Origin of the sequence: Enterobacter cloacae complex sp. P6RS, assembly GCF_014982245.1 — a bacterium.
Taxonomy (GTDB): domain Bacteria; phylum Pseudomonadota; class Gammaproteobacteria; order Enterobacterales; family Enterobacteriaceae; genus Enterobacter; species Enterobacter bugandensis.
Genome location: NZ_JADCLB010000018.1, coordinates 132,325 through 157,315 on the forward strand (window position 1 = coordinate 132,325; position 24,991 = coordinate 157,315).

Annotated in this window: 22 protein-coding genes; 13 read left to right on the top strand and 9 right to left on the bottom strand. The window is 57.9% G+C overall.

Annotated elements, in window-relative coordinates:
* Positions 1–6 precede the first annotated feature (6 nt).
* The 5 genes from bamC to ypfH all read left to right on the top strand — a co-directional run bounded on the left by bamC (position 7) and on the right by ypfH (position 5,569).
* The gene (gene bamC / locus INF73_RS12035; RefSeq protein ID WP_063943514.1) at positions 7–1,041 is read left to right on the top strand and encodes an outer membrane protein assembly factor BamC; all 1,035 of its coding nucleotides are present in this window, start codon (positions 7–9) and stop codon (positions 1,039–1,041) included.
* Between the two features lie 109 nt (positions 1,042–1,150).
* Positions 1,151–1,864 carry a phosphoribosylaminoimidazolesuccinocarboxamide synthase gene (gene purC, locus INF73_RS12040; RefSeq protein WP_023332985.1) on the top strand — a complete coding sequence of 238 codons (714 nt, stop codon included), beginning with the start codon at positions 1,151–1,153 and terminating at the stop codon, positions 1,862–1,864.
* 120 nt (positions 1,865–1,984) lie between these two features.
* On the top strand, positions 1,985–2,854 hold the full coding sequence (locus INF73_RS12045; RefSeq protein WP_041908778.1) for a neutral zinc metallopeptidase: 870 nt from the start codon (positions 1,985–1,987) through the stop codon (positions 2,852–2,854).
* Positions 2,854–4,800 (top strand): tRNA(Met) cytidine acetyltransferase TmcA, encoded by a 1,947-nt coding sequence (locus tag INF73_RS12050; protein ID WP_193540798.1) that lies wholly within the window; start codon positions 2,854–2,856, stop codon positions 4,798–4,800. The genes INF73_RS12045 and INF73_RS12050 overlap by 1 nt, the downstream gene beginning before the upstream one ends.
* Positions 4,801–4,873: 73 nt before the next feature.
* A complete protein-coding gene (ypfH, locus tag INF73_RS12055) occupies positions 4,874–5,569 on the top strand; it encodes an esterase (RefSeq protein WP_028014017.1) in 696 nt (231 codons plus the stop codon).
* 38 nt (positions 5,570–5,607) lie between these two features.
* On the opposite strand, the gene INF73_RS12060 is transcribed toward ypfH, so the two are convergent.
* The 3 genes from INF73_RS12060 to INF73_RS12070 are packed head-to-tail and all read right to left on the bottom strand — an operon-like array spanning position 5,608 to position 7,317.
* Positions 5,608–5,805 (bottom strand): YpfN family protein, encoded by a 198-nt coding sequence (locus INF73_RS12060; RefSeq protein WP_013098222.1) that lies wholly within the window; start codon positions 5,803–5,805, stop codon positions 5,608–5,610.
* Between the two features lie 24 nt (positions 5,806–5,829).
* Entirely contained in the window at positions 5,830–6,957 is a 1,128-nt protein-coding gene (gene dapE / locus INF73_RS12065) for a succinyl-diaminopimelate desuccinylase (RefSeq protein ID WP_028014016.1), read from the bottom strand.
* Between the two features lie 3 nt (positions 6,958–6,960).
* On the bottom strand, positions 6,961–7,317 hold the full coding sequence (locus INF73_RS12070) for an ArsC family reductase (protein ID WP_028014015.1): 357 nt from the start codon (positions 7,315–7,317) through the stop codon (positions 6,961–6,963).
* A 386-nt stretch (positions 7,318–7,703) separates the two neighbouring features.
* On the opposite strand from INF73_RS12070, the gene ypfM reads away from it, so the two are divergent.
* A complete protein-coding gene (gene ypfM, locus INF73_RS12075; RefSeq protein WP_015572204.1) occupies positions 7,704–7,763 on the top strand; it encodes a protein YpfM in 60 nt (19 codons plus the stop codon).
* Positions 7,764–7,871: 108 nt separating this feature from the next.
* Here ypfM and acrD read toward each other — a convergent pair whose 3' ends face one another.
* Complete coding sequence (gene acrD, locus INF73_RS12080) at positions 7,872–10,985, bottom strand: multidrug efflux RND transporter permease AcrD (RefSeq protein ID WP_193540746.1); 3,114 nt, start codon at positions 10,983–10,985, stop codon at positions 7,872–7,874.
* A gap of 142 nt (positions 10,986–11,127) precedes the next feature.
* The gene (gene narQ / locus INF73_RS12085) at positions 11,128–12,822 is read right to left on the bottom strand and encodes a nitrate/nitrite two-component system sensor histidine kinase NarQ (RefSeq protein WP_193540743.1); all 1,695 of its coding nucleotides are present in this window, start codon (positions 12,820–12,822) and stop codon (positions 11,128–11,130) included.
* Between the two features lie 236 nt (positions 12,823–13,058).
* On the opposite strand from narQ, the gene nudK reads away from it, so the two are divergent.
* Both nudK and INF73_RS12095 read left to right on the top strand, forming a co-directional pair.
* Positions 13,059–13,649 (top strand): GDP-mannose pyrophosphatase NudK, encoded by a 591-nt coding sequence (gene nudK, locus INF73_RS12090; protein ID WP_041908784.1) that lies wholly within the window; start codon positions 13,059–13,061, stop codon positions 13,647–13,649.
* A 109-nt stretch (positions 13,650–13,758) separates the two neighbouring features.
* Complete coding sequence (locus INF73_RS12095) at positions 13,759–14,802, top strand: DUF1176 domain-containing protein (protein ID WP_193540741.1); 1,044 nt, start codon at positions 13,759–13,761, stop codon at positions 14,800–14,802.
* A 23-nt stretch (positions 14,803–14,825) separates the two neighbouring features.
* Here the strand turns inward: INF73_RS12095 and tkt are convergent, their stop codons facing one another.
* Positions 14,826–16,814, bottom strand: a complete 1,989-nt coding sequence (tkt, locus tag INF73_RS12100; protein WP_193540739.1) for a transketolase — start codon at positions 16,812–16,814, stop codon at positions 14,826–14,828.
* 19 nt (positions 16,815–16,833) lie between these two features.
* Complete coding sequence (gene tal / locus INF73_RS12105; RefSeq protein WP_028014009.1) at positions 16,834–17,784, bottom strand: transaldolase; 951 nt, start codon at positions 17,782–17,784, stop codon at positions 16,834–16,836.
* A 246-nt stretch (positions 17,785–18,030) separates the two neighbouring features.
* Between tal and maeB the strand changes: the two genes are divergently transcribed.
* Positions 18,031–20,310: an NADP-dependent oxaloacetate-decarboxylating malate dehydrogenase gene (maeB, locus tag INF73_RS12110; protein ID WP_028014008.1), complete on the top strand. Its 2,280-nt coding sequence runs from the start codon at positions 18,031–18,033 to the stop codon at positions 20,308–20,310.
* Positions 20,311–20,374: 64 nt separating this feature from the next.
* Here maeB and hemF read toward each other — a convergent pair whose 3' ends face one another.
* Together hemF and amiA are read right to left on the bottom strand one after the other, a co-directional pair.
* Positions 20,375–21,274, bottom strand: a complete 900-nt coding sequence (gene hemF, locus INF73_RS12115; RefSeq protein ID WP_045261157.1) for an oxygen-dependent coproporphyrinogen oxidase — start codon at positions 21,272–21,274, stop codon at positions 20,375–20,377.
* The gene (gene amiA / locus INF73_RS12120) at positions 21,274–22,149 is read right to left on the bottom strand and encodes an N-acetylmuramoyl-L-alanine amidase AmiA (protein ID WP_028014006.1); all 876 of its coding nucleotides are present in this window, start codon (positions 22,147–22,149) and stop codon (positions 21,274–21,276) included. Before amiA ends, hemF begins: the two co-directional genes overlap by 1 nt.
* A 212-nt stretch (positions 22,150–22,361) precedes the next feature.
* Here amiA and INF73_RS12125 point away from each other — a divergent pair, with 212 nt between their 5' ends.
* The 4 genes from INF73_RS12125 (at position 22,362) to INF73_RS12140 (ending at position 24,854) form a co-directional block, all read left to right on the top strand.
* Positions 22,362–22,787, top strand: coding sequence for a GNAT family acetyltransferase (locus tag INF73_RS12125; RefSeq protein ID WP_003861292.1), 426 nt, complete (start codon positions 22,362–22,364; stop codon positions 22,785–22,787).
* Positions 22,774–23,223, top strand: a complete 450-nt coding sequence (locus INF73_RS12130) for a DUF2919 domain-containing protein (protein WP_041908792.1) — start codon at positions 22,774–22,776, stop codon at positions 23,221–23,223. The genes INF73_RS12125 and INF73_RS12130 overlap by 14 nt, the downstream gene beginning before the upstream one ends.
* Positions 23,224–23,286: 63 nt before the next feature.
* Positions 23,287–23,862 (top strand): RpoE-regulated lipoprotein, encoded by a 576-nt coding sequence (locus tag INF73_RS12135; protein ID WP_193540737.1) that lies wholly within the window; start codon positions 23,287–23,289, stop codon positions 23,860–23,862.
* Between the two features lie 92 nt (positions 23,863–23,954).
* Positions 23,955–24,854: a Dyp-type peroxidase gene (locus INF73_RS12140; RefSeq protein ID WP_047368060.1), complete on the top strand. Its 900-nt coding sequence runs from the start codon at positions 23,955–23,957 to the stop codon at positions 24,852–24,854.
* Positions 24,855–24,991 lie beyond the last annotated feature (137 nt).

Genomic DNA, 24,991 nt, shown 5'->3' on the forward strand with positions numbered 1-24,991 from the left:
GATTTGATGGCTTATTCAGTACAGAAGTCGCGCCTGGCGAAGGTTGCGAGTGTTTCGCTTGTTATGCTGCTCGCTGCCTGTAGTTCAGACTCGCGCTACAAGCGCCAGGTGAGCGGTGATGAATCCTATCTGGATGCGACCCCGCTTGCTGAACTTCATGCACCGGCTGGTATGATCCTGCCGATTCAAAACGGCGATTATAATATTCCCGTGACCAACGGCAGCGGCCTGGTTGGTAAAGCGCTTGATATTCGTCCGCCAGCACAGCCTCTGGCGCTGGTAAGCGGGGCGCGTACCCAGTTCACCGGTGATACGGCGTCTCTGCTGGTTGAAAGCGCGCGCGGAAGCAATCTGTGGCCACAGGTCGTCAGCGTTATTCAGGCGAAGAATTACACCATTGATAAGCGCGATGACGCCAGCCAGACGTTAACCACCGACTGGATCGAGTGGAACCGTCTTGATGAAGATCAGCAGTACCGTGGACGCTATCAGGTCTCCGTGAAACCACAGGGTTACCAGCAGGCGGTTAACGTTAAGCTGTTGAACCTGGAGCAGGCGGGTAAACCGGTTGCGGATGCCGCCTCTATGCAGCGTTACAGCACTGAAATGCTGAACGTGATCGCCGCAGGTCTGGATAAGACCGCTACCGATGCCGCGAACGCCGCGCAGAACCGTAACGGCGTCACTTTCGACGTTCAGAGCGGCGCGGATGACACCGGCCTGCCAATGCTGGTGGTGCGTGCACCGTTTAACCAGACCTGGCAGCGCCTGCCAGCGACGCTGGAAAAAGTGGGCATGAAAGTGACCGACAGCACCCGTTCAACCGGCAGCATGACGGCGACCTATAAGCCGCTGTCCGACAGCGCGTGGCAGGAACTGGGCGCCAAAGATCCTCAGCTTGCCTCCGGTGATTACAAGATTCAGGTAGGTGACCTCGATAACCGCAGCAGCCTGCAGTTTATCGATCCAAAAGGTCACACGCTGACCCAGGCGCAGAACGATGCGCTGGTCGCTGTCTTCCAGGCAGCATTCAGCAAATAAATACGAGGGCGGGTTAATCCCGCCCTTTTTATTTTCGTGCCACGCAAACGTGTGCGTGGCATAATATACCCCGTTTTGAACGCAAATTATCACACCAGGAGTAATGAAGATGCAGAAGCAAGCTGAGTTGTATCGTGGCAAAGCGAAGACCGTATACAGCACGGAGAACCCGGATCTGTTGGTGCTCGAGTTCCGCAATGATACGTCAGCAGGGGATGGCGCACGCATTGAGCAGTTCGATCGTAAAGGCATGGTGAACAACAAGTTCAACCACTTCATTATGACCAAACTGGCCGAAGCGGGTATCCCGACCCAGATGGAAGCGTTGCTGTCCGATACGGAATGTCTGGTGAAAAAACTGGATATGGTTCCGGTTGAGTGCGTGATTCGTAACCGTGCGGCAGGCTCCCTGGTGAAGCGTCTGGGCATTGAAGAAGGTATCGAGCTGAATCCACCTCTGTTCGACCTGTTCCTGAAAAACGATGCCATGCACGACCCGATGGTCAACGAATCCTACTGCGAAACCTTCGGCTGGGTGAGCAAAGAGAACCTGGCGCGCATGCAGGAACTGACCTACAAAGCCAACGACGTGCTGAAAAAGCTGTTTGATGACGCGGGCCTGATCCTCGTCGACTTCAAGCTGGAGTTTGGTCTGTTCAAAGGTGAAGTGGTGCTGGGCGACGAGTTCTCCCCGGACGGCAGCCGCCTGTGGGATAAAGAAACCCTGGATAAAATGGACAAAGACCGTTTCCGTCAGAGCCTGGGTGGCCTGATTGAAGCGTACGAGGCGGTAGCTCACCGTTTAGGCGTTAAGCTCGACTAAGTCCCTCAGTTGCCAAAGGATGTTCGCATCCTTTGGCGTCTTACCTTTGTTTCCTATGGTAATCTTGCCGTTAACCGCCTACGATCATAGCTATTATTAATGGAATAGTTCGAGGTGGTTATGCGCTGGCAAGGGCGTCGTGAAAGTGACAATGTAGAAGACAGACGCAGTGATGGTGGCGGCGGTCCTTCAATGGGCGGGCCCGGCTTCCGCTTACCCAGCGGCAAGGGCGGTATCATCCTGCTGATTGTGGTGCTGGTCGCAGGGTATTACGGGGTCGACCTTACCGGTCTGATGACCGGTCAGCCGCTGCAGCAGCAACAGCATTCTCAGCGCTCCATCAGCCCGAATGAAGATGAAGCGGCCAAATTTACCTCCGTTATTCTCGCCACAACTGAAGACACCTGGAGTCAGCAGTTCGAGAAGATGGGGCGCACCTACCAGCAGCCGAAGCTGGTGATGTACCGGGGCGCAACCCGCACCGGATGCGGTACCGGGCAATCTGTTATGGGGCCGTTCTATTGCCCGGCAGACGGCACCGTCTATATCGATCTCTCTTTTTACGATGACATGAAACGCAAGCTTGGCGCTGACGGTGATTTTGCCCAGGGCTACGTTATCGCGCATGAAGTCGGCCATCACGTGCAAAAGCTGCTGGGGATTGAGCCCAAAGTGCGCCAGCTGCAGCAGAACGCGTCTCAGGCCGAAGTGAACCGCCTTTCCGTCAAAATGGAACTGCAGGCGGACTGCTTCGCGGGCGTCTGGGGCCATAGCATGCAGCAACAGGGCGTGCTGGAATCCGGGGATCTTGAAGAGGCATTAAACGCGGCTGAGGCCATCGGCGACGACCGTTTGCAGCAGCAGAGCCAGGGTCATGTCGTGCCGGACAGCTTCACTCACGGTACGTCACAGCAGCGCTACAGCTGGTTCAAGCGCGGCTTTGACAGCGGCGATCCGGCCCAGTGTAATACCTTCGGCAAAGCCATGTGATGGTGTCGTTTGAACATCTGACGCGCGAGCTTGAGCGTACCGGGCACCGCCGTCTGGTGGTGCTCACTGGCGATGAACAATGGACGTTGAGCCAGGCGGCTGGCCTGCGTGATGCCTTGCCGGGAGACTGGCTGTGGCTGGAGGAGAATCCCTCAAAAGCCGTTAGCGGGATGCTGGGGCGAGAATACCTGCACGCCGTTTTTGACGCGCGTGCCGGGTTTGATGTTTCAGCCTTTGCCGCACTCAGCGGGACGCTGCGCGCCGGAAGCCTGCTGGTGCTGCTGGTGCCGCCTCTCGCTGACTGGGCCGACAGGCCCGACGGCGATTCCGTGCGCTGGAGCGACAGCGCGGAACCCATCTCCACCCCGCGCTTCGTTCACCATTTTTGCCGGACCCTTGCCGCCGATGCGGAGGCGATCGTCTGGCAACAGCATCGTCCTCTCTCTCTTCCCGCTGCGCCGGATTCGCCCGCCTGGCAGCCAGCCAGCGGCGAGCCGCAGCGCGAGCAGGCGGAGATCCTCGACGCGCTTCTGACCATGCCTGCGGGCGTCGCTGCCGCGACGGCACCGCGGGGGCGCGGAAAGTCAGCCCTGGCGGGGATGCTGCTCAACAGCATTCAGGGGAGTGCGGTGGTCACTGCACCGGCCAAAGGGGCAACGGATGTCATTGCGCGCTTCGCTGGCGAGCGTTTTCACTTTATGGCCCCGGATGCGCTGCTGGCCTCCACGACAGAAGCCGACTGGCTGATTGTTGATGAAGCCGCAGCCATCCCCGGCCCGCTGCTGGACAAGCTGGTGTCGCGCTTTCCCCGCGTGTTGCTGACCACCACGGTCCAGGGTTATGAAGGCACGGGCAGGGGGTTTCTGCTTAAGTTCTGCGCCCGGTTCAGCGGGCTGCGGCGTTATACCTTATCCACCCCCATTCGCTGGGCGGCCGGGTGTCCGCTTGAGCGGATAGTGGCGAATACGCTGCTGTTTGACGACGCGCTTATCGACCGTAAACCGGAAGGTGACGTGCGTATAAGGTTGCTGGAGCCGCGGATGTGGGAGAGCGACCCGGCGCGCGTGGCAAGCGTGTATGAACTGCTGTGTGCCGCGCACTACCGGACGTCCCCGCTCGATTTACGCCGGATGATGGACGCCCCCGGCCAGCACTTTGCGGTTGCACACGCGGGTGCGGATATGGCGGGCGCGCTCTGGCTGGTGGAAGAGGGGGGATTGCCCCCCGATCTGAGCCGCGCGGTGTGGGCGGGCTTTCGTCGTCCTCGCGGGAACCTTGTGGCGCAGTCACTGGCGGCGCACGGCGGGTCGCCTCTCGCGGCGACGCTGAAGGGGCGGCGGATTAGCCGCATTGCGGTGCATCCCCACCGTCAACGGGAAGGCATCGGCCAGCGGCTTATTCGCAGCGCCAGCGGTGAAGATTATCTCTCGGTAAGCTTTGGCTATACCGACGAGCTGTGGCGTTTCTGGCGGCAGTGCGGCTTTGTGCTGGTGCGAATGGGCAGCCATCGGGAAGCCAGCAGCGGGTGCTACACGGCGATGGCCTTACTGCCGCATAGCGAGGCCGGGCACCGCCTGTGCGCGCAGGAGCACCAGCGCCTGTGTCGTGATATGCGCGTTCTTTCAGCCTGGAACGGCGAAAAGATCCCGGTGACCGATGCCTGGGAAGCTACCCTTAATAGTGACGACTGGCTGGAGCTGGCGGGGTTTGCCTTTGCGCACCGGGCGTTTTCAACCTCGGTTGCTGCCCTGACGCGGCTGGTGTTAGCTACAGACATGCCGCTTCCGGCGCTGCGCGGGAAAATAGAGGGTAAGACGGAGGAGAAAGGGCGAAAAGCGCTGCTGGCTAAACTGCGGAGTGAAACCGCGCAAGCGCTTGAGAACCTTGATTATTCCCGCTGCCAGCAGCTGAAAGCCGACATTTTGCAATGGCAATTTTTTCAATGACTTCTTCAGTAAAGTGGCATGGTCATTACCCCGCAGAGGCGTAAAATCCTGCTCATCAATTAAGGAGACCGCCATGAAACACGACCATTTTGTTGTTCAAAGCCCTGACAAACCGGCTAAACAGTTACTGCTCCTGTTTCATGGCGTGGGCGATAATGCCGTCAATATGGGACAGATTGGCCGCTGGTTTGCGCCCGTTTTTCCGGAAGCATTGATCGTCAGCATCGGCGGCGTGGAGCCGTGCGGTCCAGACGGACGGCAGTGGTTCCCGGTTCAGGGCGTGACGGAGGAGAACCGTCAGGCGCGCATTGATGCGATCATGCCCACGTTTATCGACATCGTGCGCTACTGGCAGCAGCAGAGCGGCGTAGGCGCTGACGCAACGGCGCTGATTGGCTTCTCTCAGGGGTCAATCATGTCGCTGGAAAGCGTAAAAGCGCAGCCCGGTCTGGCTTCACGCGTCATCGCCTTTAACGGGCGTTATGCGACGCTACCGACAAGCGCGACCACGCAGACCACCATCCATCTCATTCACGGTGGTGAAGATCGGGTGATTGAGCTTTCGCATGCGGTAGCTGCCCAGGAAGCGCTGGTGCGCGAGGGCGGGGATGTGACGCTGGATATTGTTGACGATCTGGGCCACGCGATCGACGACCGCAGCATGCAGTTTGCGCTCGACCATCTGCGCTATACCGTGCCGAAGCACTACTTTGATGAAGCGCTCAGCGGCGGTAAGCCGAATGATGATGATATTGTTGAGTTTATGTGAGGTTATCCCCTCTCCACAGGAGAGGGGATACAGACCGATTACTTCTTCTGGTCTTTCTTCGGCCAGTCGTCGTCATCGTCCCACTTGTCGTTAAAATCACGGTGCGGCGGGAGATCCGGCTTATTCGCGAGAAACTTTTTGTGGTCAACGCGCTTAAGGTCTTTAATCACGTTCAGCAGTACGCCGACCAGAAACACCAGCACCAGAATCCACCAGTACTTTGCAAGCCAATCCATTCGCTATTCCTCTCTGAGCGCTCGTCAGGCGACGAGTTGCTCCATAATACGTTGATACATGCGGGCCAGCAGTTGTAAATCGGCTGCGTTCACACACTCGTTGATTTTGTGAATCGTCGCGTTAACCGGACCCAGTTCGACAACCTGTGCACCCATGCGGGCGATAAAGCGTCCGTCTGAGGTGCCGCCCGTCGTCAGCAGCTGCGGCTTAATTTCATTATAGTGCTCAATGGCGTTCACCACCGCATCCACCAGCTTGCCGCGCTGCGTCAGGAACGGCTGGCCGGAAAGCCACCAGTCAACGGTGTAGCGCAGGTTGTATTTTTCCAGCAGAGCGACAACGCGCGCTTTGATCGTCTCGTCGGTCAATTCGGTGCTGAAGCGGAAGTTGAACTGGACGAAGAAATCTCCCGGGATGACGTTGTTGCTGCCGGTTCCGGCCTTGACGTTGGCGATCTGCATGCTGGTCGGCGGGAAGAACTCGTTGCCTTTATCCCACTCGATGCCTACCAGTTCGTTCAGCATTGGCGCGGCGCGGTGGACCGGGTTATCGGCCAGATGCGGGTAGGCCACATGCCCCTGAACCCCATGTATGGTCAGGTTACAGGTCAGCGAGCCGCGGCGACCATTTTTGACGACATCACCCACCACTTCGGTACTGGACGGCTCGCCGACCAGACAGTAGTCAAGACGTTCATTGCGCGCCATCAGCGCCTCAACGACCTTCACGGTACCGTTATGGGCGCTGGCTTCTTCATCGGAGGTAATCAAGAACGCGAGACGGTTTTTGTGGTTCGGATGCTGAGCCACAAAGCGCTCTGCCGCCACAACCATCGCCGCCAGCGAGCCTTTCATGTCTGCCGCGCCGCGGCCGAAGAGCATGCCATCGCGGATGGTCGGCTCAAACGGCGGATTAATCCAGCGATCGGCGTCACCCGCGGGAACGACGTCAGTGTGCCCGGCAAAGGCCAGCGTTTCGCCCTGGCCACGCCACGCCCAGAAGTTCTGGGTGTCGCCAAAATCCATGCGCTCAACGGTAAAACCGATGGCGCGCAGGCGCTCAATCATTAATGCCTGACAACCTGCGTCGTCCGGGCTAAGGGAGGGACGGCGAATAAGCTGTTGAGTCAGCTCAATGACCGGGCATGACATACACTACACCTCTACGAAAAAGTCAGAATAAAGGGTTTCACTGAAACCCAGCAGCATAGGCTGACCTGGCTTGCAGAGCAATGGGCGTTTGATAATTGCCGGCATGTCGAGCATTAACTTTGCCGCGCTGTCGGCGTCTTTGATGCTGGCGCGCACGGATTCGTCCAGCTTACGCCAGGTGGTGCCGCGGGTGTTCAGCAGCGCTTCCCATCCCAGTTCGTTAATGGCGGTATGCAGAAATTCTGCATCAAGCCCGTCGGCACGATAATCGTGGAAGCGGTACTCGACGTTATTAGTTTCCAGCCAGCGGCGTGCTTTTTTGATAGTGTCGCAATTTTTAATGCCGTACATCACAACCATGTTGAATCCTTTTGCTCTTATGGCGATTAAACGTTCAGTAAATTCGAAGATATATCTTAGGTGGAATATAACACACTCAGGAATGCTCTGGATTTACACTTCTTCTAAATTCAACTCACACTTGTACGCTGAATATACTTTCACCATTTAAGCATAGATGTCCACCGTGTTTAAATTCTGAATAAACTCAGCGCGTAAAATAAAACTCACCCGTTCGTAGGGCTATTTCAAAATATTGCTGGCCGTCACACAAAATTTAAACTCCTCCGTTCATATTTATCATAAATCCTCAACGGTGGCGGGGTACAATCACAGCGATTGGTTAAACAGTCTTCACAATGATGATAGGTTTTCGTAGAATGCGCATAATAATAAGAGAGGTTGTTATGATTGAACGTGAACTGGGGAACTGGAAAGATTTTATCGAAGGCATGCTTCGTAAATGACATTCAGTAAGAATTGCAAGAGCACTAAAATAAGTAAAATAACCATAGTGTGAATTAATCACACAATAAAAAGGCGGCCGATTAAGCCGCCTTTTTTATGACTGCGGGTTATTCCTGTCGCTCCCGGAGCGGGAAGCGACGACGCACCAGCACAAAGAACAGCGGCACAAAATAAATCGCCAGGATGGTGGCCGAAATCATCCCCCCCATGACGCCGGTACCCACCGCATGCTGGCTGCTTGAGCCTGCACCCGTGCTGGTTGCCATCGGCAGTACGCCAAAAATAAACGCCAGTGAGGTCATCAGGATCGGACGTAGACGCTGGCGGCAGGCGTGCAGCGTGGCGGCCATCAGCTCGTGGCCTTTGGCATTCATCTCGTTGGCAAACTCAACGATCAGAATGGCGTTTTTCGCCGACAAGCCGATCACCGTAAGTAGCCCCACCTGGAAGTAAACGTCGTTCTCCAGGCCGCGCAGCCAGGTCGCCAGCAGCGCACCGATAACCCCAAGCGGCACCACCAGCATGACCGAGAACGGAACCGACCAGCTCTCATACAGCGCGGCAAGGCAGAGGAAGACCACCAGCAAAGAAAGCGCATAGAGGGCAGGGGCCTGCGCCCCGGAGAGACGCTCCTGGTAAGACATGGCCGTCCATTCCAGACCAAAACCGGCTGGCAACTGCTGCACCAGTTTTTCCATGGTGTCCATGGCGGTACCGGTGCTGACGCCCGGCGCGGCTTCCCCGACAATTTCAACTGCCGAATAGCCGTTATAGCGCTCCAGGCGCGGCGAACCGCTCTCCCAGCGCGAGGTGGCAAAGGCGGAGAAGGGGACCATCCCGCCAGAATTATTGCGTACAAACCAGCGATAAATATCATCCGGCAACATGCGGAACGGCGCGGCTGCCTGGACATACACTTTTTTCACGCGGCCGCGATCCATAAAGTCATTTACGTAGCTTGAGCCCCATGCGGTTTGCAGGGTGTCGTTGATATCCTCGATCGACACGCCCAGCGCCTGCGCCTTACGCTGGTCGATATCCACCTGAAGCTGCGGGCTGTCGTCAAGACCGTTGTGACGAACGCGGGTCAGGCCGGGATCTTTCCCTGCTAGTTCTAGCAGCTTATCGCGCGCGGCCATCAGGGCCGAGTGGCCCGCGCCGGCGTGATCCTGTAGCTCCATATCAAACCCGGCGGAACTGCCCAGGCCGCTGATCGCGGGCGGGCTGCTGGCAAAGACGCGCGCCTCTTTAATGCGAGCAAACGCTTTGGTTGCGCGTTCAATGATGGCGAACGAGGTTCCCGTTCTGGCGTCGCGTTCGTCCCAGTCTTTCAGGCGGACAAACATGCGGGCGACGTTCTGCCCGTTCCCGCCCGGGCCGGAGCCGACGGTAGAGAAGACCGAAACAACGTTATTTTTCTCTTTGGTGAAGAAGTACTGCTCAACGTTCTGAACCACCTTCAGCGTCTGCTGCTGGGTGGATCCGCTCGGGAGCTGCACCGAGGTGATGAACATCCCCCGGTCTTCCTGCGGCAGGAACGAGGTGGGAAGATGCAGGAACAGCCACACCATGCCGCCCAGCAGCACAACGTAAATCATCATCCAGCGCAGGCTGCGGTGTAGCACTTTACCGACGGCAGATTCATATCGCTCGGCGTTGCGGTTGAACGTGCGGTTAAACCAGCCGAAGAACCCTTTCTGGCCATGATGTTCCCCTTTGTGCAGCGGCTTAAGGAGGGTGGCGCAGAGCGCGGGGGTGAGGATCAGCGCCACCAGCACGGAGAGCACCATCGCCGAGACGATGGTGATTGAGAACTGACGGTAAATCGCCCCGGTTGTACCGCCAAAGAAGGCCATCGGGATAAAGACCGCCGACAGCACCATCGCGATACCGACCAACGCCCCCTGAATTTGTCCCATCGATTTACGCGTCGCCTGACGCGGGGAAAGCCCCTCTTCGCTCATGATGCGCTCGACGTTTTCGACCACCACAATGGCATCGTCCACCAGCAGGCCAATCGCCAGCACCATGGCAAACATCGTCAGGGTGTTGATGCTGTAGCCGAACGCGTAAAGCACCGCAAAGGTGCCCAGCAGCACCACCGGGACGGCAATGGTGGGGATCAGCGTGGCGCGGAAGTTTTGCAGGAACAGGTACATCACCAGGAACACCAGGGCGATCGCTTCCAGCAGGGTTTTGACTACGTCCTCAATCGAGGCTTTAACGAAGGAGGTGGTTTCATAGGCGACTTTGTACTCCAGCCCGTGCGGAAAATACTGCGACAGCTCATCCAGACGGTCCAATACCAGCTTCGCCGTCGCCATTTCGTTTGCGCCGGAGGCCAGCTTAATTCCCAGTCCAGAGGCCGGGTTGCCGTTAAAGCGGCTCAGGTAATCGTATTTCTCCGCACCCATTTCCACCTTAGCAACGTCGCCCAGACGCACTTCTGAGCCATCCTGATTCACGCGCAGGGTGATGTTGCGGAACTGGTCCGGGGTCTGAAGCAGAGATTGCGAATTAATGGTGGCGTTCAGGGCCTGTTTATCGACGGAAGGCGTGCCTCCCAGTTGCCCCACGGCAATTTGGGCGTTCTGGGCTTTGATGGCGTCCGTCACGTCGGTTGCCGTCATCTGATAGCTGTTCAGCTTGTTGGGATCGAGCCAGATACGCATCGAGTACTGTGAGCCGTAGGCGTCGATATCCCCCACGCCGTTAATACGGCTGAGCGGGTCCTGAATATTACTGGCGACGTAGTCCGCAATGTCCTGTTTATCCATTGAGCCATCGGTGGAGACAAACGCGATGGTCAGAATGTTGGTATCACCGGTTTTACGCACGGTGACGCCCTGGTTCTGCACGGCCTGGGGCAGTTTACGCATGGCCGACTGCAGCTGGTTTTGTACCTGCTGCACCGCTTCGTCCGGGTCGGTGCCCGCCTCAAAGCTCAGGGTAACCGTGGCCTGTCCCGTGGCGCTGCTTTGGGAGGACATGTACATCAGATTATCCAGACCCGTCATGTTCTGCTCGATAACCTGCGTCACGGTATTTTCCAGCGTTTGTGCGGACGCGCCGGGGTAGTTTGCTGTGACACGCACGTTAGGCGGTGCCAGATCGGGATATTGCTCAACGGGAAGAGAAGTAATCGCCAGGACACCTGTCAGACACAACAGGATGGCAAGCACCCAGGCAAAAATGGGGCGATCGATGAAAAAATTCGCCATGAAAGTGTGACCTCGTTTTGCTGCACGTCATTATTGTTTATTGCCCGCATCACTTTAGCGGTAAGGCCCAGGCCAAACGTGGAGAAATAAAGGAGATAATGTAAATTATCATGCGCTTTTCCCGGCGCTTCACCCTTTACCGTTATTTACCTGTTAACGGCGCGGGTGCGGGGAACGTCACGCTGACCTGCGTGCCGCCGTTTTGCGGCTGCGAGAAGTGCAGCATTCCGCCGAGCCGTTGCGCGCGTTCTCGCATAATGTTCAGCCCGTAGTGTCCCGGCGGCTCGCTGGCCTCGCCAATCCCGATGCCGTTGTCGCGAATGCTGACGCTGTGCGTGCCGTCCAAGGCGGTCACGCAGCTGACGGTGATCTCGCTGGCCTGCGCGTGCTTAATCGCATTCAGGACGGCCTCCCGCACGATCTGCAGCAAATGCACCTGCTTCTGCGCGTCAAGCGCCAGGGTGGAGAGGCGGCAGTCGAGGTGCAGCTTCGCCTGCGTCTGGCTCTGCAGGGCATCGAGGGACTCCTGCAGCGCCGCGGGTAAATTCGCATGGTTTAGCGTCAGGCGGAAGGTGGTCAGCAGCTCGCGCAGCTGCTGCCAGGCGTTGTTCAACTCGCGGGAGAAGTCGGTGATGATCGTCTGCGCGGAGGCATTTTCCGCCGGCACGGCGTGTTTAAGCAGCGTGAGCTGGATCCGCAGATAGGAGAGTACCTGCGCCAGCGAATCATGCAGCTCGCGGGCGATGGTGGCGCGCTCCTCCATCAGCAGCAACTGCTGGTAATGCTTCTGCGCCTGGTTAAAGTACAGCCCACGTCCGAGCATGGTCGCCACGCTTCTCATCAGCGGAAGAGGAACGCTGCCCGTCTCGCTTTGCCAGCGCAGCTCGCCGTAGAGGGTATCCTGCATCAGCACCGGCAGGGTTTGCAGAGAAATGCCGCTCACCTCTGTTCCTTCACACAGCCGCCAGTCGTCGCTGGTGCGTAGCTCCAGGTAATTCATCTGCGTGTATTCATGCACAATCTGCAAAATATGCCGGAAGCACAGGCTGTCTATCTGCCCGGTATTCAGCGCCTGGGAGCATTTGAACAGCATGTCGAGCTGCTGGTGGGCTTCATGCAAATGCCGCGTCTTTTCCGCGACGGAGGCTTCGAGCGACCGATAGAGAGTATGTAGCTCGCCCGACATATGGTTGAAGGCGCGGGAGAGCTGGCCCAGCTCGTTGGGGAGCGCGGTGTCCGGCGCCGGGGTGGTAAATTCCCCTCGCTCAATGCGTTCGCTGGCGGCCACCAGGTTGTTCAGCGGCAACACCACCTGGCGACGGATGCGCCGCAGGGTAAACAGCGTCAGCAGCAGGATCCCGAGCGCGCCAGCCAGAGAGAGGAGGGTCACCGTCTGAATTTTATTTTCGGTGTAGTGCTGGAGGGCGAGCACAAAGGCATCAATGCGGCCGACAAAATCCTCAATGTGAGCGTTATACCATGCGCTGTCGCCGCGGGCGATGTGCTTGTCCATGTCCAGCCAGGCCACATGCAGCTGCTGATAGCGCGCCTTGACGTTGTCCGGGACGTACCAGCGGTTCAGCTTCTCCAGGGAAGGCGCGCTTAACGTTCGCTGCCAGTTCTCACGATGCGCCATAAGGGAGGGGCTGTTGCGCTGCATCTCGTAGCCGAGGCGGTAGCTCTGCATGCGCAGCGAGCCCGCAATGTTGATAGCTTCGGCGTCACGCTGGCTGCTGGCAAGCGTCAGCAGCGCGACGGTGCTGGTCAGCACGGACAGGGCAATGATCGAAAAGAAAGCCCAGGCAAGGCTTCCGGAAACGGGGCGTTTAACGGTCACGGAACGGATCTCTGCATAAAATGGCTCAGCCACAGGTCATGGGCAGTTGTACATTGCCTGATAACGCGGTGGCGAGCAAATAGCTTATTCATACTAAAGATAAGGTTATTGATCCAAAAGCCGCTTTGGGCATTAACCTGAAATCTGGCGAGAAGTAACGCGCCGCCCGAGCCGACGGACGACAAAGCGGGCTTCACGGGGTAGTATAAACAGACTCATTTAGCCGTGGAGCCCGTATGTCCCTGAACATTACCGTTATCAAAGACAAAATCCTTTCTGAAAATTACTTTGTCCTGCGTAACATCACTTACGATTTAACCCGTAAGAACGGTGACGTGATTCGCCACAAACGCGAAGTCTACGACCGGGGCAATGGCGCAACCATTCTGCTGTATAACCGTGAAAAGCAAAGCGTGGTGCTGATTCGCCAGTTTCGGGTCGCGACCTGGGTCAACGGCAATGCGGACGGGCGCCTGATTGAAACCTGCGCCGGCCTGCTTGATGACGATGAGCCGGAAGTCTGCATCCGCAAGGAGGCCGTTGAGGAGACCGGTTTTGAAGTGGGCGAGGTGCAAAAAGTCTTTGAGCTTTTCATGTCCCCTGGCGGGGTGACCGAGCTGGTCCATTTCTTCATTGCGGAATACACCGATGCCCAGCGCACGCATCGCGGCGGCGGCGTGGAGGATGAAGACATTGAAGTGCTGGAAATGCCTTTCACCCAGGCCGTTGAGATGGTGAAAAGCGGCGAGATCCGCGACGGTAAAGCGGTGATCCTGTTACAGTATCTGCAAACCAGCGGCTTAATGAACCCTAAACCGATGTCGTGATAACGTGTATTTCAGATAAATCTATCCGATAAATCCGATTGAGCCCGCCCGCCCTGGGCACGAAGATACGCCCCAGATTGACCTTTTCGTTTCCGGGGCTGTGCCATTCATGCGCTACTGCGTTTTGCTTTTCTTCTTTTTCTGCTTGCTACCCGCACCTCTGGTGTGGGCTGCGCCCGCGCAGCAGTCTTTTTCAGACTGGCAGGTTACCTGCAATAACCAGAATTTTTGTGTTGCCCGGAATACCGGCGAGCATCGCGGTCTGGTCATGACGCTGAGCCGTAGCGCAGGCGCAAAAACGGACGCCAGCCTGCGCATCGATCTCGGCGGGCTTTCGGCCCCGCCGGTTAAAGAGCCTGACATTGCCCCGCGCCTGCTGCTCGACAACGTTCCGTTAAAGCTCAATTCGCAGCACTGGCAGTTAACCCCCTGGCATCTCAAAACTGAAGATGCGGGTACCATCACCACGTTTCTGAAAACCATTCAGGAAGGGCAGGCGCTGACCCTGCGCGGGGGGAAGCAGACGATCTCGCTGGTCGGTCTGAAGGCGGCGCTGCTGTTTATCGACGCCCAGCAGAAGCGCGTTGGCAGCGAAACGGCATGGATTAAAAAAGGAGATAGCCCGCCGCTGAGCGTGCCTCCTGCACCGGCATTAAAAAAGGTGGCCGTGGTGAACCCGACGCCGACGCCGCTGACGCATAGCGAGCTGAACGATCTGCTGGATTATGGGACGTGGCGGATGAACAATAGCCAGTGCTCGCTGGATCCTAACCGTCGTGAAGTACGCGTCACTGCATTAACGGATGACAAAGCGCTGTTGATCGTCAGCTGTGAAGCGGGGGCCTATAACACGGTCGATCTGGCGTGGCAGGTCTCACGTAAAAAACCGTTCGCCGCCCGTAGCGTCAGGTTACGTCTGCCGTTCACCCCCTCCAGCCAGAGCAGCGACATGGAGCTGATGAACGCCCGCTTCGATGAGAAAACGCGCGAGCTGACGACGCTGGCGCTGGGACGCGGTATTGGAGACTGCGGGATCCAGACGCGCTGGCGTTTTGACGGCCAGCGCTTCCGCCTGGTGCGCTATGCGGAAGAGCCAAGCTGCGATAGCTGGAATGGGCCAGACGCCTGGCCCACGCTGTGGATCACTCGCTAGTTTTGCCGGATAGCGCTGTCGCACTACAACACGCTCAGCGCTTTCTCCACCACGTTCTCAACGGTAAAGCCGAAATACGGGAACAGCTTGTCGGCAGGAGCGGATTCACCGTAACCCCGCATGCCCACAATTGCCCCTTTCAGCCCCACGTACTTATACCAGTAGTCGGCAATACCCGCTTCCACCGCCACGCGCGCCGCAACGCTGGAAGGCAGCACCAATTCCCGATACGCCTCGTCCTGGGCGTCAAAAATATCCGTTGAAGGCAGAGATACCACGCGCACCGCGTGACCTTCGGCGATCAGCTTCTCCGCCGCTTTCACCGTGATTTCCACCTCGGAACCGGTGGCAATCAGGATCACGTCCGGCTTACCGCCGCTGTCCTTGAGAATATAGCCGCCGCGGGCGATGTTTTTTACCTGCTCCGGCGTGCGCTCGATCTGCGCCAGGTTCTGGCGCGACAGGATCAGCGCCGTAGGTCCGTTATGACGCTCAACGGCCAGCTTCCAGCCCACCGCGGCTTCGACCTGATCGCACGGACGCCAGGTGCTGAAGTTTGGCGTCAGGCGCAGGCTTGCCAGCTGCTCTACCGCCTGGTGCGTTGGGCCATCTTCCCCCAGCCCGATGGAGTCGTGGGTGTAGACCATGATCTGCCGGGCCTTCATCAGCGCCGCCATACGCGCCGCGTTTCGGGCGTACTCGACGAACATCAGGAAGGTGGCAGTGTAGGGCACGAAGCCGCCGTGATGGGCGATGCCGTTAGCAATCGCGGTCATCCCAAACTCGCGCACGCCGTAGTGGATGTAGTTCCCGGCAATGTCTTCCTTCAGGGATTTAGAGCCTGACCAGATGGTCAGGTTGCTTGGCGCCAGATCCGCCGAGCCGCCGAGCAGCTCAGGCAGGAGTGGGCCAATCGCGTTCAGGGTGTTTTGCGACGCTTTACGGGTAGCGATTTTCGCCGGGTTGGACTGCAGATTTTCTATCAGCGCCTGGGTTTTATCGTCCCAGTCTTCCGGCAGGCCGCCGCTCATGCGGCGGGAAAACTCGGCGGCCAGCTCCGGGTGCGCTTTTTTGTAGGCGGCAAATTTTTCGTTCCAGGCCTGCTGCGCTTTTTCACCCGCTTCGCGCGCGTCCCATGCTCTGTAGATCTCTTTCGGGATCTCAAACGGCGGATATTTCCAGCCCAGTTTCTGGCGGGTTAACGCCACTTCCTCTTCTCCCAGCGCCGCGCCGTGCGCCTCTTCTTTGCCCGCTTTGTTCGGCGAGCCGAAGCCAATGGTGGTACGGCAGATAATCAGGGACGGTTTGTCCTTCACGCTCTGCGCTTCCTGAATCGCTTTTTTCACCGCTTCCGGATCGTGGCCGTCAATCTCGTGCACCACGTGCCAGTGATAGGCCTCAAAGCGTTTTGCCGTGTCGTCGGTAAACCAGCCCTCGGTTTCCCCGTCGATGGAGATGCCGTTGTGGTCATAGAAGCCAATCAGCTTGCCGAGCCCCAGCGTGCCCGCCAGCGAGCAAACCTCGTGGGAGATCCCCTCCATCAGGCAGCCGTCACCCATAAAGACGTAGGTGTAGTGATCGACAATCTCGTGGTCGGGCTGGTTGAACTGCGCGGCCAGCGTACGCTCGGCAATTGCCAGGCCGACGGCATTCGCCAGCCCCTGGCCCAGCGGGCCGGTGGTCGTTTCCACGCCCGGCGTATAGCCGATCTCCGGGTGGCCCGGCGTTTTGGAGTGCAGCTGGCGGAAGTTTTTTAACTCCTCAAGCGGCAGGTCGTAGCCGGAAAGGTGCAGCAGGCTGTAGAGCAGCATCGAGGCGTGACCGTTGGAGAGAATAAAACGGTCGCGGTCGTACCAGGTCGGGTCAGTGGGGTTGTGCTTCAGGAAGTCGTTCCACAGCACTTCGGCAATATCGGCCATCCCCATCGGGGCGCCAGGGTGGCCGGAATTGGCTTTTTGTACGGCATCCATGCTGAGGGCGCGAATGGCGTTAGCGAGCTCTTTACGGGACATAGTTCACTCCGTGGCAAGGTTAAAGTTTGGCGGCGAGAAGATCTTCGAGTTTTCGCTGGTCGACGGCGAACTGGCGGATGCCGTCCGCCAGTTTTTCCACGGCCATAGGGTCCTGATTATGCTCCCAGCGGAACTCCGCTTCGGTCATGGCTTTCGGTTTTGGCAGGACGGTAGAGGTCGGCACCAGCTTGCGGATCACCGTTTCGTCGCTCTCCTGCAGCTTTTTCAGCAGGTCAGGGGAGATGGTCAGACGGTCACACCCTGCGAGCGCCAGGATCTGCTCGGTGCGGCGGAAGCTGGCCCCCATCACAATGGTCTCGTAGCGGTGTTGCTTGTAATAATCGTAGATATTACGCACCGACTTCACGCCCGGATCCTCTTCCACCACGTACGGGTCCATCGGCTGTTTCGCCTGATACCAGTCGTAGATGCGCCCGACAAACGGCGAGATCAGGAACACGCCCGCTTCGGCACAGGCGCGCGCCTGGGCAAAGGAGAACAGCAGCGTCAGGTTGCAGTGGATCCCCTCTTTTTCCAGAACCTCTGCCGCGCGGATGCCTTCCCATGTGGACGCGAGCTTGATCAGAATGCGTGACTTATCGATCCCCTGTTCCTGGTAGAGCTCCACCAGGCGGCGCGCTTTGTTAATACTCTTTTCCTGATCGAATGAGAGGCGGGCATCCACTTCGGTCGACACGCGCCCCGGAATGCTTTTCAGAATTTCCGCACCAAAATTAACCGCCAGCTTGTCGCTGGCTTCAGCAACCTGCTGCTCCTGCGTTTTCCCGCGCTGTTTACCGTAGGCAATCGCGTCGTCAATCAGATGGCTAAAATGGGCAAGCCCCGCCGCTTTCAGAAGCAGCGAAGGGTTGGTGGTCGCGTCCTCTGGCTGATAGTGGCGAATCGACTCGATATCGCCGCTGTCCGCAACCACGGTGGTGAATTGTTTGATGCCGTCTAGCTGGTTCATAAATAATTACTCCTTGGAAATAAAAGAGTTAGATGAGTGCGTTAGTTCACACTTCTGAGAAAATCATGATGGACTTAACAAAAAAGCATAGCAGACGGGGCAGGCATTGCTTTTGAGACGGGTAACATGGCTGTTATAAATTGATAACAATTTTTAATGTGTGATGGTGAGAGTTTGGCAGCCTTCAAAGTTTATGCGCTGCTCAGCGGCGATACTATCTGACCGATACGTAAAAGGAATAACAAGATGGACGATCAGTTAAAACAGAGTGCCCTCGATTTTCACGAGTTCCCTGTCCCCGGTAAAATTCAGGTCTCCCCAACCAAGCCGCTGGCGACCCAGCGCGATCTGGCGCTGGCCTACTCGCCGGGCGTGGCTGCGCCGTGTCTGGAGATCGAAAAAGATCCGCTGGCGGCCTACAAATACACCGCGCGCGGTAACCTTGTCGCCGTTATCTCTAACGGTACGGCGGTGCTGGGCCTGGGCAACATTGGTGCCCTGGCCGGTAAACCGGTGATGGAAGGGAAGGGCGTACTGTTTAAGAAATTCGCCGGTATCGACGTGTTCGATATCGAAGTGGACGAACTCGATCCCGATAAGTTCATCAACGTGGTGGCCGCGCTGGAGCCGACCTTCGGCGGGATCAACCTGGAAGACATCAAAGCGCCGGAATGTTTCTATATCGAGCAGAAGTTGCGCGAGCGTATGAATATTCCCGTGTTCCATGACGACCAGCACGGCACGGCGATTATCAGCACCGCTGCCATTCTCAACGGCCTGCGCGTGGTGGAGAAAAATCTCTCCGACGTGCGCATGGTGGTCTCCGGCGCGGGCGCGGCGGCCATCGCCTGTATGAACCTGCTGGTGGCGTTGGGCATGCAGAAACACAATATCGTGGTCTGCGACTCTAAGGGCGTGATCTACAAAGACCGCGAGCCGAACATGGCGGAAACCAAAGCGGCCTACGCGGTTGAAGACGACGGCAAGCGCACGCTTGAGGACGTGATTGACGGCGCGGATATCTTCCTCGGCTGTTCAGGCCCGAAAGTGCTGACCCAGGAGATGGTGCAGAAGATGGCGCGCGCGCCGATGATCCTGGCGCTGGCGAACCCGGAACCGGAAATCCTGCCGCCGCTGGCGAAGGCGGTGCGCGAAGACGCCATTATCTGTACCGGCCGTTCGGACTACCCGAACCAGGTGAACAACGTGCTCTGCTTCCCGTTCATCTTCCGCGGGGCGCTGGACGTTGGCGCGACGGCGATCAACGAAGAGATGAAGCTTGCCGCCGTTCACGCCATCGCTGAGCTGGCGCACGCTGAGCAGAGCGAAGTGGTCGCCTCCGCGTATGGGGATCAGGATCTGAGCTTTGGCCCGGACTACATCATTCCAAAACCGTTCGATCCGCGCCTGATTGTCAAAATTGCGCCAGCCGTTGCCAAAGCGGCGATGGACTCCGGCGTGGCGACGCGTCCGATTCAGGATTTCGACGCGTACGTCGATAAACTCACCGAGTTTGTCTACAAAACCAACCTGTTTATGAAGCCGATCTTCTCTCAGGCTCGCGCAGACGCGAAGCGCGTGGTGCTGGCGGAAGGGGAAGAGGCGCGCGTGCTGCACGCTACGCAGGAGCTGATCACCTTAGGGCTGGCGAAGCCGATCCTGATTGGTCGTCCGAGCGTGATCGAGATGCGCATTCAGAAGCTGGGCCTGCAGATTAAGCCGGGCGTCGACTTCGAGATCGTTAACAACGAATCCGATCCGCGCTTCAAGGAGTACTGGAACGAATATTACGCGATCATGAAGCGTCGCGGGATCACCCAGGAGCAGGCGCAGCGGGCGGTGATCAGCAATACTACGGTCATCGGCGCGATCATGGTCCATCGCGGCGAGGCGGATGCGCTGATCTGCGGCACCATCGGCGATTACCACGAGCATTTCAGCGTGGTGCAGGAGATCTTCGGCTATCGCGACGGCGTGCACACCGCCGGGGCGATGAACGCGCTGCTGCTGCCGAGCGGCAACACCTTTATTGCCGATACCTACGTGAACGACGATCCAACCCCGGACGAGCTGGCGGAGATCACCGTGATGGCCGCCGAGACCGTGCGTCGCTTTGGTATCGAGCCTAAGGTGGCGCTGCTGTCGCACTCAAACTTTGGTTCGTCCAAATCCGCGGCGGCGTGCAAAATGCGCCAGACTCTGGAACTGGTGCGCGAGCGTGCGCCGGAGCTGATGATTGACGGGGAAATGCATGGTGATGCCGCGCTGGTGGAGAGCATCCGCAACGAACGTATGCCGGACAGCCCGCTGAAGGGATCGGCGAACATCCTGATTATGCCGAACGTGGAAGCGGCGCGTATCAGCTACAACCTGCTGCGCGTCTCCAGCTCTGAAGGGGTGACCGTAGGACCGGTGCTGATGGGCGTGGCAAAACCGGTGCACGTGTTAACGCCGATTGCCTCCGTGCGCCGTATCGTGAATATGGTGGCGCTGGCGGTGGTTGAGGCGCAGACGCAGCCGCTGTAAGGGCGCGATTGCTTACCCGACCTGGGGATTGAGTAGGCCGGATAAGCGCAGCGCCATCCGGCAGTTAAATCCAGTCGCGTACTTTAAGGAACTCACTCAAGGCAGCCTCCGGGCTGCCTTCTTTTGGCTCGTAGCTGTACTCCCAGCGCACCAGCGGCGGCATAGACATCAGAATCGACTCCGTGCGTCCGCCGGTCTGCAGGCCGAACAGCGTCCCGCGATCCCACACCAGGTTGAACTCCACGTACCGCCCGCGACGATAAAGCTGGAACTCACGCTCGCGCACGCCGTAGTCGGTGTTTTTACGGCGTTCGACAATCGGCAGGTACGCGTCGGTGAACCCTTCGCCCACCGCGCGCATAAAGCTAAATGCCGTATCAAAATCCGGCGTGTTGAGATCGTCAAAGAACAACCCGCCGATGCCGCGCTGCTCGTCGCGGTGCTTCAGGTAAAAATAATCGTCGCACCACTTTTTAAATTTCGGGTAGACGTCCTCGCCAAACGGCAGGCAAAGGTCCCGCGCGGTGGTATGCCAGTGCACGGCATCCTCTTCGAAGCCGTAGTAGGGCGTCATGTCGAAACCGCCGCCAAACCACCAGACCGGATCGGCTCCTGGCTTCTCCGCGATGAAAAAGCGCACGTTGGCGTGGCTGGTCGGAACAAACGGGTTATGCGGGTGGATCACCAGCGAGACGCCCATCGCTTCGAAGCTGCGGCCCGCCAGCTCAGGGCGGTGGGCGGTAGCGGACGCGGGCATGGCGTCGCCGTGAACGTGGGAGAAATTCACGCCCGCCTGTTCGAAGATGCCGCCGTTACGCAGCACGCGGCTGCGCCCGCCGCCGCCCGCTTCGCGCTGCCAGCTATCTTCCTGGAATTCACCGCCGTCTGCGGCGGCCAGTTTCTGGCAAATCTCATCCTGCAGCTGCAGCAGGAACGTTTTGACCAGCTGTGCATTGGGTTTCATCAGCGTTTCCTGGAGTGCGCTTTCTGGTTATCGAACCAGTTGAAGTAACTGATAATGCCGGAGGCGATGGCGTTGGCGATCTTCTGGCGAAACGCCGTGGTGCCGAGCAGGCGCTCTTCTTCCGGATTGGTAATAAAGGACGTTTCCACCAGCACGGACGGGATAGACGGTGACTTCAGCACCACAAACGCCGCCTGTTCGGTGCTTTTACTGTGCAGACGGTGCACCGGCTTAATCCGCTTGAGGATATGCGAGCCGAGCGTCAGGCTGTTTTTGATGGTGTCCGTTTGCACGAGATCGAACAGCACCTGCTGCAACAGATGATCTTTATCCGTGGCCTTCTTCCCGGCTACTTCATCCGCCCGGTTTTCGCGATCGGAAAGGTATTTCGCCATAGCGCTACTGGCGCCGCGGTTGGAGAGGGCAAACACCGACGCGCCCGCGGCGGAAGGGTTTGTGAAGCCATCCGCGTGAATGGACATAAACAGGTCGGCGCCGTGCTTGTGGGCAATTTCCACGCGGTCATACAGCGGAATGAACGTGTCGCCCGTACGCGTCAGGCGGGCGTCAATGCCGTTGCTGCGTAAAATCGATCGCACATTTTTTGCAATTGCCAGCACGACGTGTTTTTCTTTCGAACCGTTTCTGCCAATGGCGCCGGTATCAATACCGCCGTGGCCCGGATCGAGCATCACCAGACGCTTTGCGCCCGGCTTTTTGGTTTTCGGTTTGCTGTGTCCGTTACTGGTTTTGAGCGTGCTCTCGTCTTTTGCCTGAGCCTGCTTAGCGATGCCCGTTAACGTTAAGGCCGCCAGCCCCGCTTTGAGAACCTGACGACGCGATGTGAGTGCTTTTAATGGTTTGAATGTGCTCATGCGGCCTGAATACTGAAAAATGGGGTCCTGGTGTTATATCGTATCGTGTTTCCCGTTACGACAGTCCTTATTGAGAATTGTTTTACTTTTCATTTCAATACGTGACAAAGTGACATTATGCCAAATTTTGGCGAGATTTTCCCCGGTTATTGGCTAAACGCCCCGTTCACGCCATAATCACTGTTTTTAAACCCGAAAAGGCGGTTAATACCATGGAGATACGCGTTTTTCGCCAGGAAGATTTCGAAGAGGTGATCACCCTTTGGGAGCGCTGCGATCTGCTGCGTCCGTGGAACGATCCGGAAATGGATATCGAACGTAAGGTGAATCACGACGTTAGCCTGTTTCTGGTCGCGGAAGTGAACGGCGAGGTGGTCGGGACGGTAATGGGTGGGTATGACGGCCACCGCGGCTCGGCCTATTATCTGGGCGTCCACCCGGAATACCGGGCGCGCGGCATCGCCAACGCGCTGCTCAATCGTCTGGAAAAGAAACTCATCGCCCGCGGCTGCCCGAAAATCCAGATCATGGTGCGGGAAGATAACGACGTGGTGCTGGGCATGTATGAGCGTCTGGGCTACGAGCACGCCGACGTGCTGACGCTGGGTAAGCGCCTGATCGAAGATGAAGAGTACTGAGATCCACCCGGCTGACTATGACGCGCAGGGCCGCGTCAGGCTGCCGTTTTTGTTCTGGTGCGTTTTGCTCCTCCAGGCCCGTACCTGGGTACTGTTTGTGATGGCCGGTGCGTCGCGCGGGCAGGGCGATACGCTGCTGAATCTCTTTTATCCCGACCACGATGCCTTCTGGCTCGGCTTACTGCCGGGCGTACCGGCGGTGGTGGCTTTTTTGTGCAGCGGTCGACGGCATGTAATCCCGCGTCTGTGGCGTGCGCTTCGCTGGCTGCTGATCCTCGCCCAGATTGCGCTGCTGTTCTGGCAACCCGTGCTCTGGTGGCTGGGTGAACCGCTTTCCGGTATCGGCATTGCGCTGGTGGTGGCGGATATTGTGGCGCTGATGTGGCTGCTGACGAATCCCCGCTTACGCGCCTGTTTTACGCAAGAGTCAGATTAGCGCGGCACTTTTTGCCGATGCCGCACTCCAACAAGCGTTGATTTAATTAGAAAGGACGTTTCAATGAAATCGCTGCGTTTACTTTTATGCGCTCTCCCGCTGGTGTTAACCGGCTGTTCGACGCTCTCCTCTATTAACTGGTCCGCCGCGTATCCGTGGAACTGGTTTGGCTCTTCCACTGAAGTGACCGAGCAGGGCGTGGGAAAAATTACCGCGTCAACCGCGCTCGATCAGGACGCTATTCAGGATGCCCTGAGCGGTGACTATCGCCTGCGTAGCGGGATGAAAACCGAGAATGGCAACATTGTGCGTTACTTTGAAGCGTTGAAGGGCGACAAGCTGGCGCTGGTGATTAACGGTGATAAAGGGACGGTGAACCGCATTGCCGTGATGGACGAAGATATTCCGACCGCCAGCGGCGTAAAGGTGGGCACTCCGTTTAGCGATCTTTATAAACAGGCCTTTGGTAACTGCAGCAGCGCCCCTTCAGACGATGGCGTGGCGGTGGAATGTAAGGCGGAAGGCAGCCAGCACATCAGCTATGTCTTCACCGGAACCTGGAGCGGTCCGGAAGGATTGATGCCCTCTGACGACACGCTGAAGAGCTGGAAAGTGAGCAAAATACTCTGGAAGCAGTAATTTGCGCCTGAACAAACCGCCTCGCTGAAATCCGGGTATAATAGCCGCCATCAATGCCACGCTGACGTGGCATCTTTATTTCAGGAGGAGCGATGTCTCAGGTTCAGAGTGGCATTTTGCCAGAACATTGCCGCGCGGCGATTTGGATTGAAGCCAATGTTAAAGGGGACGTGGATGCCCTGCGCGCGGCCAGCAAAGTTTTCGTTGATAAACTGGCCACCTTCCAGGCCAAATTCCCGGACGCCCATCTGGGTGCCGTTGTCGCTTTCGGCAATAACGTCTGGCGTCAGCTGAGCGGCGGCGAAGGCGCGGAAGAGCTGAAGGACTTTATCCCTTATGGCAAAGGCCTGGCGCCAGCAACCCAATACGACGTGCTGATCCACATCCTCTCTCTGCGCCACGACGTGAACTTCTCCGTTGCTCAGGCGGCGGTTGAAGCGTTTGGCGACAGCATCGACGTGCAGGAAGAGGTTCACGGCTTCCGCTGGGTGGAAGAGCGCGATCTGAGCGGCTTCGTTGATGGCACCGAAAACCCGGCGGGTGAAGAGGTTCGTCGCGATGTGGCGGTCATCAAAGACGGCGTGGACGCGGGCGGCAGCTACGTGTTCGTCCAGCGCTGGGAGCACAACCTCAAGCAGCTTAACCGCATGAGCGTGCACGACCAGGAGATGATGATTGGCCGCACCAAAGAAGCCAACGAAGAGATCGACGGCGATGCGCGCCCGGTGACCTCGCACCTGTCCCGCGTTGACCTTAAGGAAGACGGCAAGGGGCTCAAAATTGTTCGTCAGAGCCTGCCGTACGGCACGGCAAGCGGCACGCACGGCCTCTACTTCTGCGCCTACTGCGCGCGGCTGCACAATATTGAGCAGCAGCTGCTGAGCATGTTCGGTGACACTGACGGCAAGCGTGACGCCATGCTGCGCTTCACCCGCCCGGTCACCGGCGGCTACTATTTTGCGCCGTCCGTTGAGCGCCTGCTGGCGCTGTAAAACGCTCCCCATACGTAGGCCGGGTAAGCGTTAGCGCCACCCGGCAATTTTCCCCGCACCCTTATTCCCTTTTCTGCTTGTAAATCACCAAACGGTATATAAAACCGTTACTCCTTTCATCCCCGTTATAAATATTA

Bases quoted from the DNA above. Each gene is read 5' to 3' on its own strand.
- INF73_RS12070 (WP_028014015.1), bottom strand. From the start codon at position 7,317: ATGGTTGTGATGTACGGCATTAAAAATTGCGACACTATCAAAAAAGCA.
- INF73_RS12130 (WP_041908792.1), top strand. From the start codon at position 22,774: ATGAAGAGTACTGAGATCCACCCGGCTGACTATGACGCGCAGGGCCGC.
- maeB (WP_028014008.1), top strand. From the start codon at position 18,031: ATGGACGATCAGTTAAAACAGAGTGCCCTCGATTTTCACGAGTTCCCT.
- INF73_RS12045 (WP_041908778.1), top strand. From the start codon at position 1,985: ATGCGCTGGCAAGGGCGTCGTGAAAGTGACAATGTAGAAGACAGACGC.
- hemF (WP_045261157.1), bottom strand. From the start codon at position 21,274: ATGAAACCCAATGCACAGCTGGTCAAAACGTTCCTGCTGCAGCTGCAG.
- INF73_RS12050 (WP_193540798.1), top strand. From the start codon at position 2,854: ATGGTGTCGTTTGAACATCTGACGCGCGAGCTTGAGCGTACCGGGCAC.
- INF73_RS12135 (WP_193540737.1), top strand. From the start codon at position 23,287: ATGAAATCGCTGCGTTTACTTTTATGCGCTCTCCCGCTGGTGTTAACC.
- purC (WP_023332985.1), top strand. From the start codon at position 1,151: ATGCAGAAGCAAGCTGAGTTGTATCGTGGCAAAGCGAAGACCGTATAC.
- dapE (WP_028014016.1), bottom strand. From the start codon at position 6,957: ATGTCATGCCCGGTCATTGAGCTGACTCAACAGCTTATTCGCCGTCCC.
- INF73_RS12140 (WP_047368060.1), top strand. From the start codon at position 23,955: ATGTCTCAGGTTCAGAGTGGCATTTTGCCAGAACATTGCCGCGCGGCG.
- ypfH (WP_028014017.1), top strand. From the start codon at position 4,874: ATGAAACACGACCATTTTGTTGTTCAAAGCCCTGACAAACCGGCTAAA.
- amiA (WP_028014006.1), bottom strand. From the start codon at position 22,149: ATGAGCACATTCAAACCATTAAAAGCACTCACATCGCGTCGTCAGGTT.
- INF73_RS12060 (WP_013098222.1), bottom strand. From the start codon at position 5,805: ATGGATTGGCTTGCAAAGTACTGGTGGATTCTGGTGCTGGTGTTTCTG.
- INF73_RS12125 (WP_003861292.1), top strand. From the start codon at position 22,362: ATGGAGATACGCGTTTTTCGCCAGGAAGATTTCGAAGAGGTGATCACC.
- INF73_RS12095 (WP_193540741.1), top strand. From the start codon at position 13,759: ATGCGCTACTGCGTTTTGCTTTTCTTCTTTTTCTGCTTGCTACCCGCA.
- bamC (WP_063943514.1), top strand. From the start codon at position 7: ATGGCTTATTCAGTACAGAAGTCGCGCCTGGCGAAGGTTGCGAGTGTT.
- acrD (WP_193540746.1), bottom strand. From the start codon at position 10,985: ATGGCGAATTTTTTCATCGATCGCCCCATTTTTGCCTGGGTGCTTGCC.
- tkt (WP_193540739.1), bottom strand. From the start codon at position 16,814: ATGTCCCGTAAAGAGCTCGCTAACGCCATTCGCGCCCTCAGCATGGAT.
- tal (WP_028014009.1), bottom strand. From the start codon at position 17,784: ATGAACCAGCTAGACGGCATCAAACAATTCACCACCGTGGTTGCGGAC.
- nudK (WP_041908784.1), top strand. From the start codon at position 13,059: ATGTCCCTGAACATTACCGTTATCAAAGACAAAATCCTTTCTGAAAAT.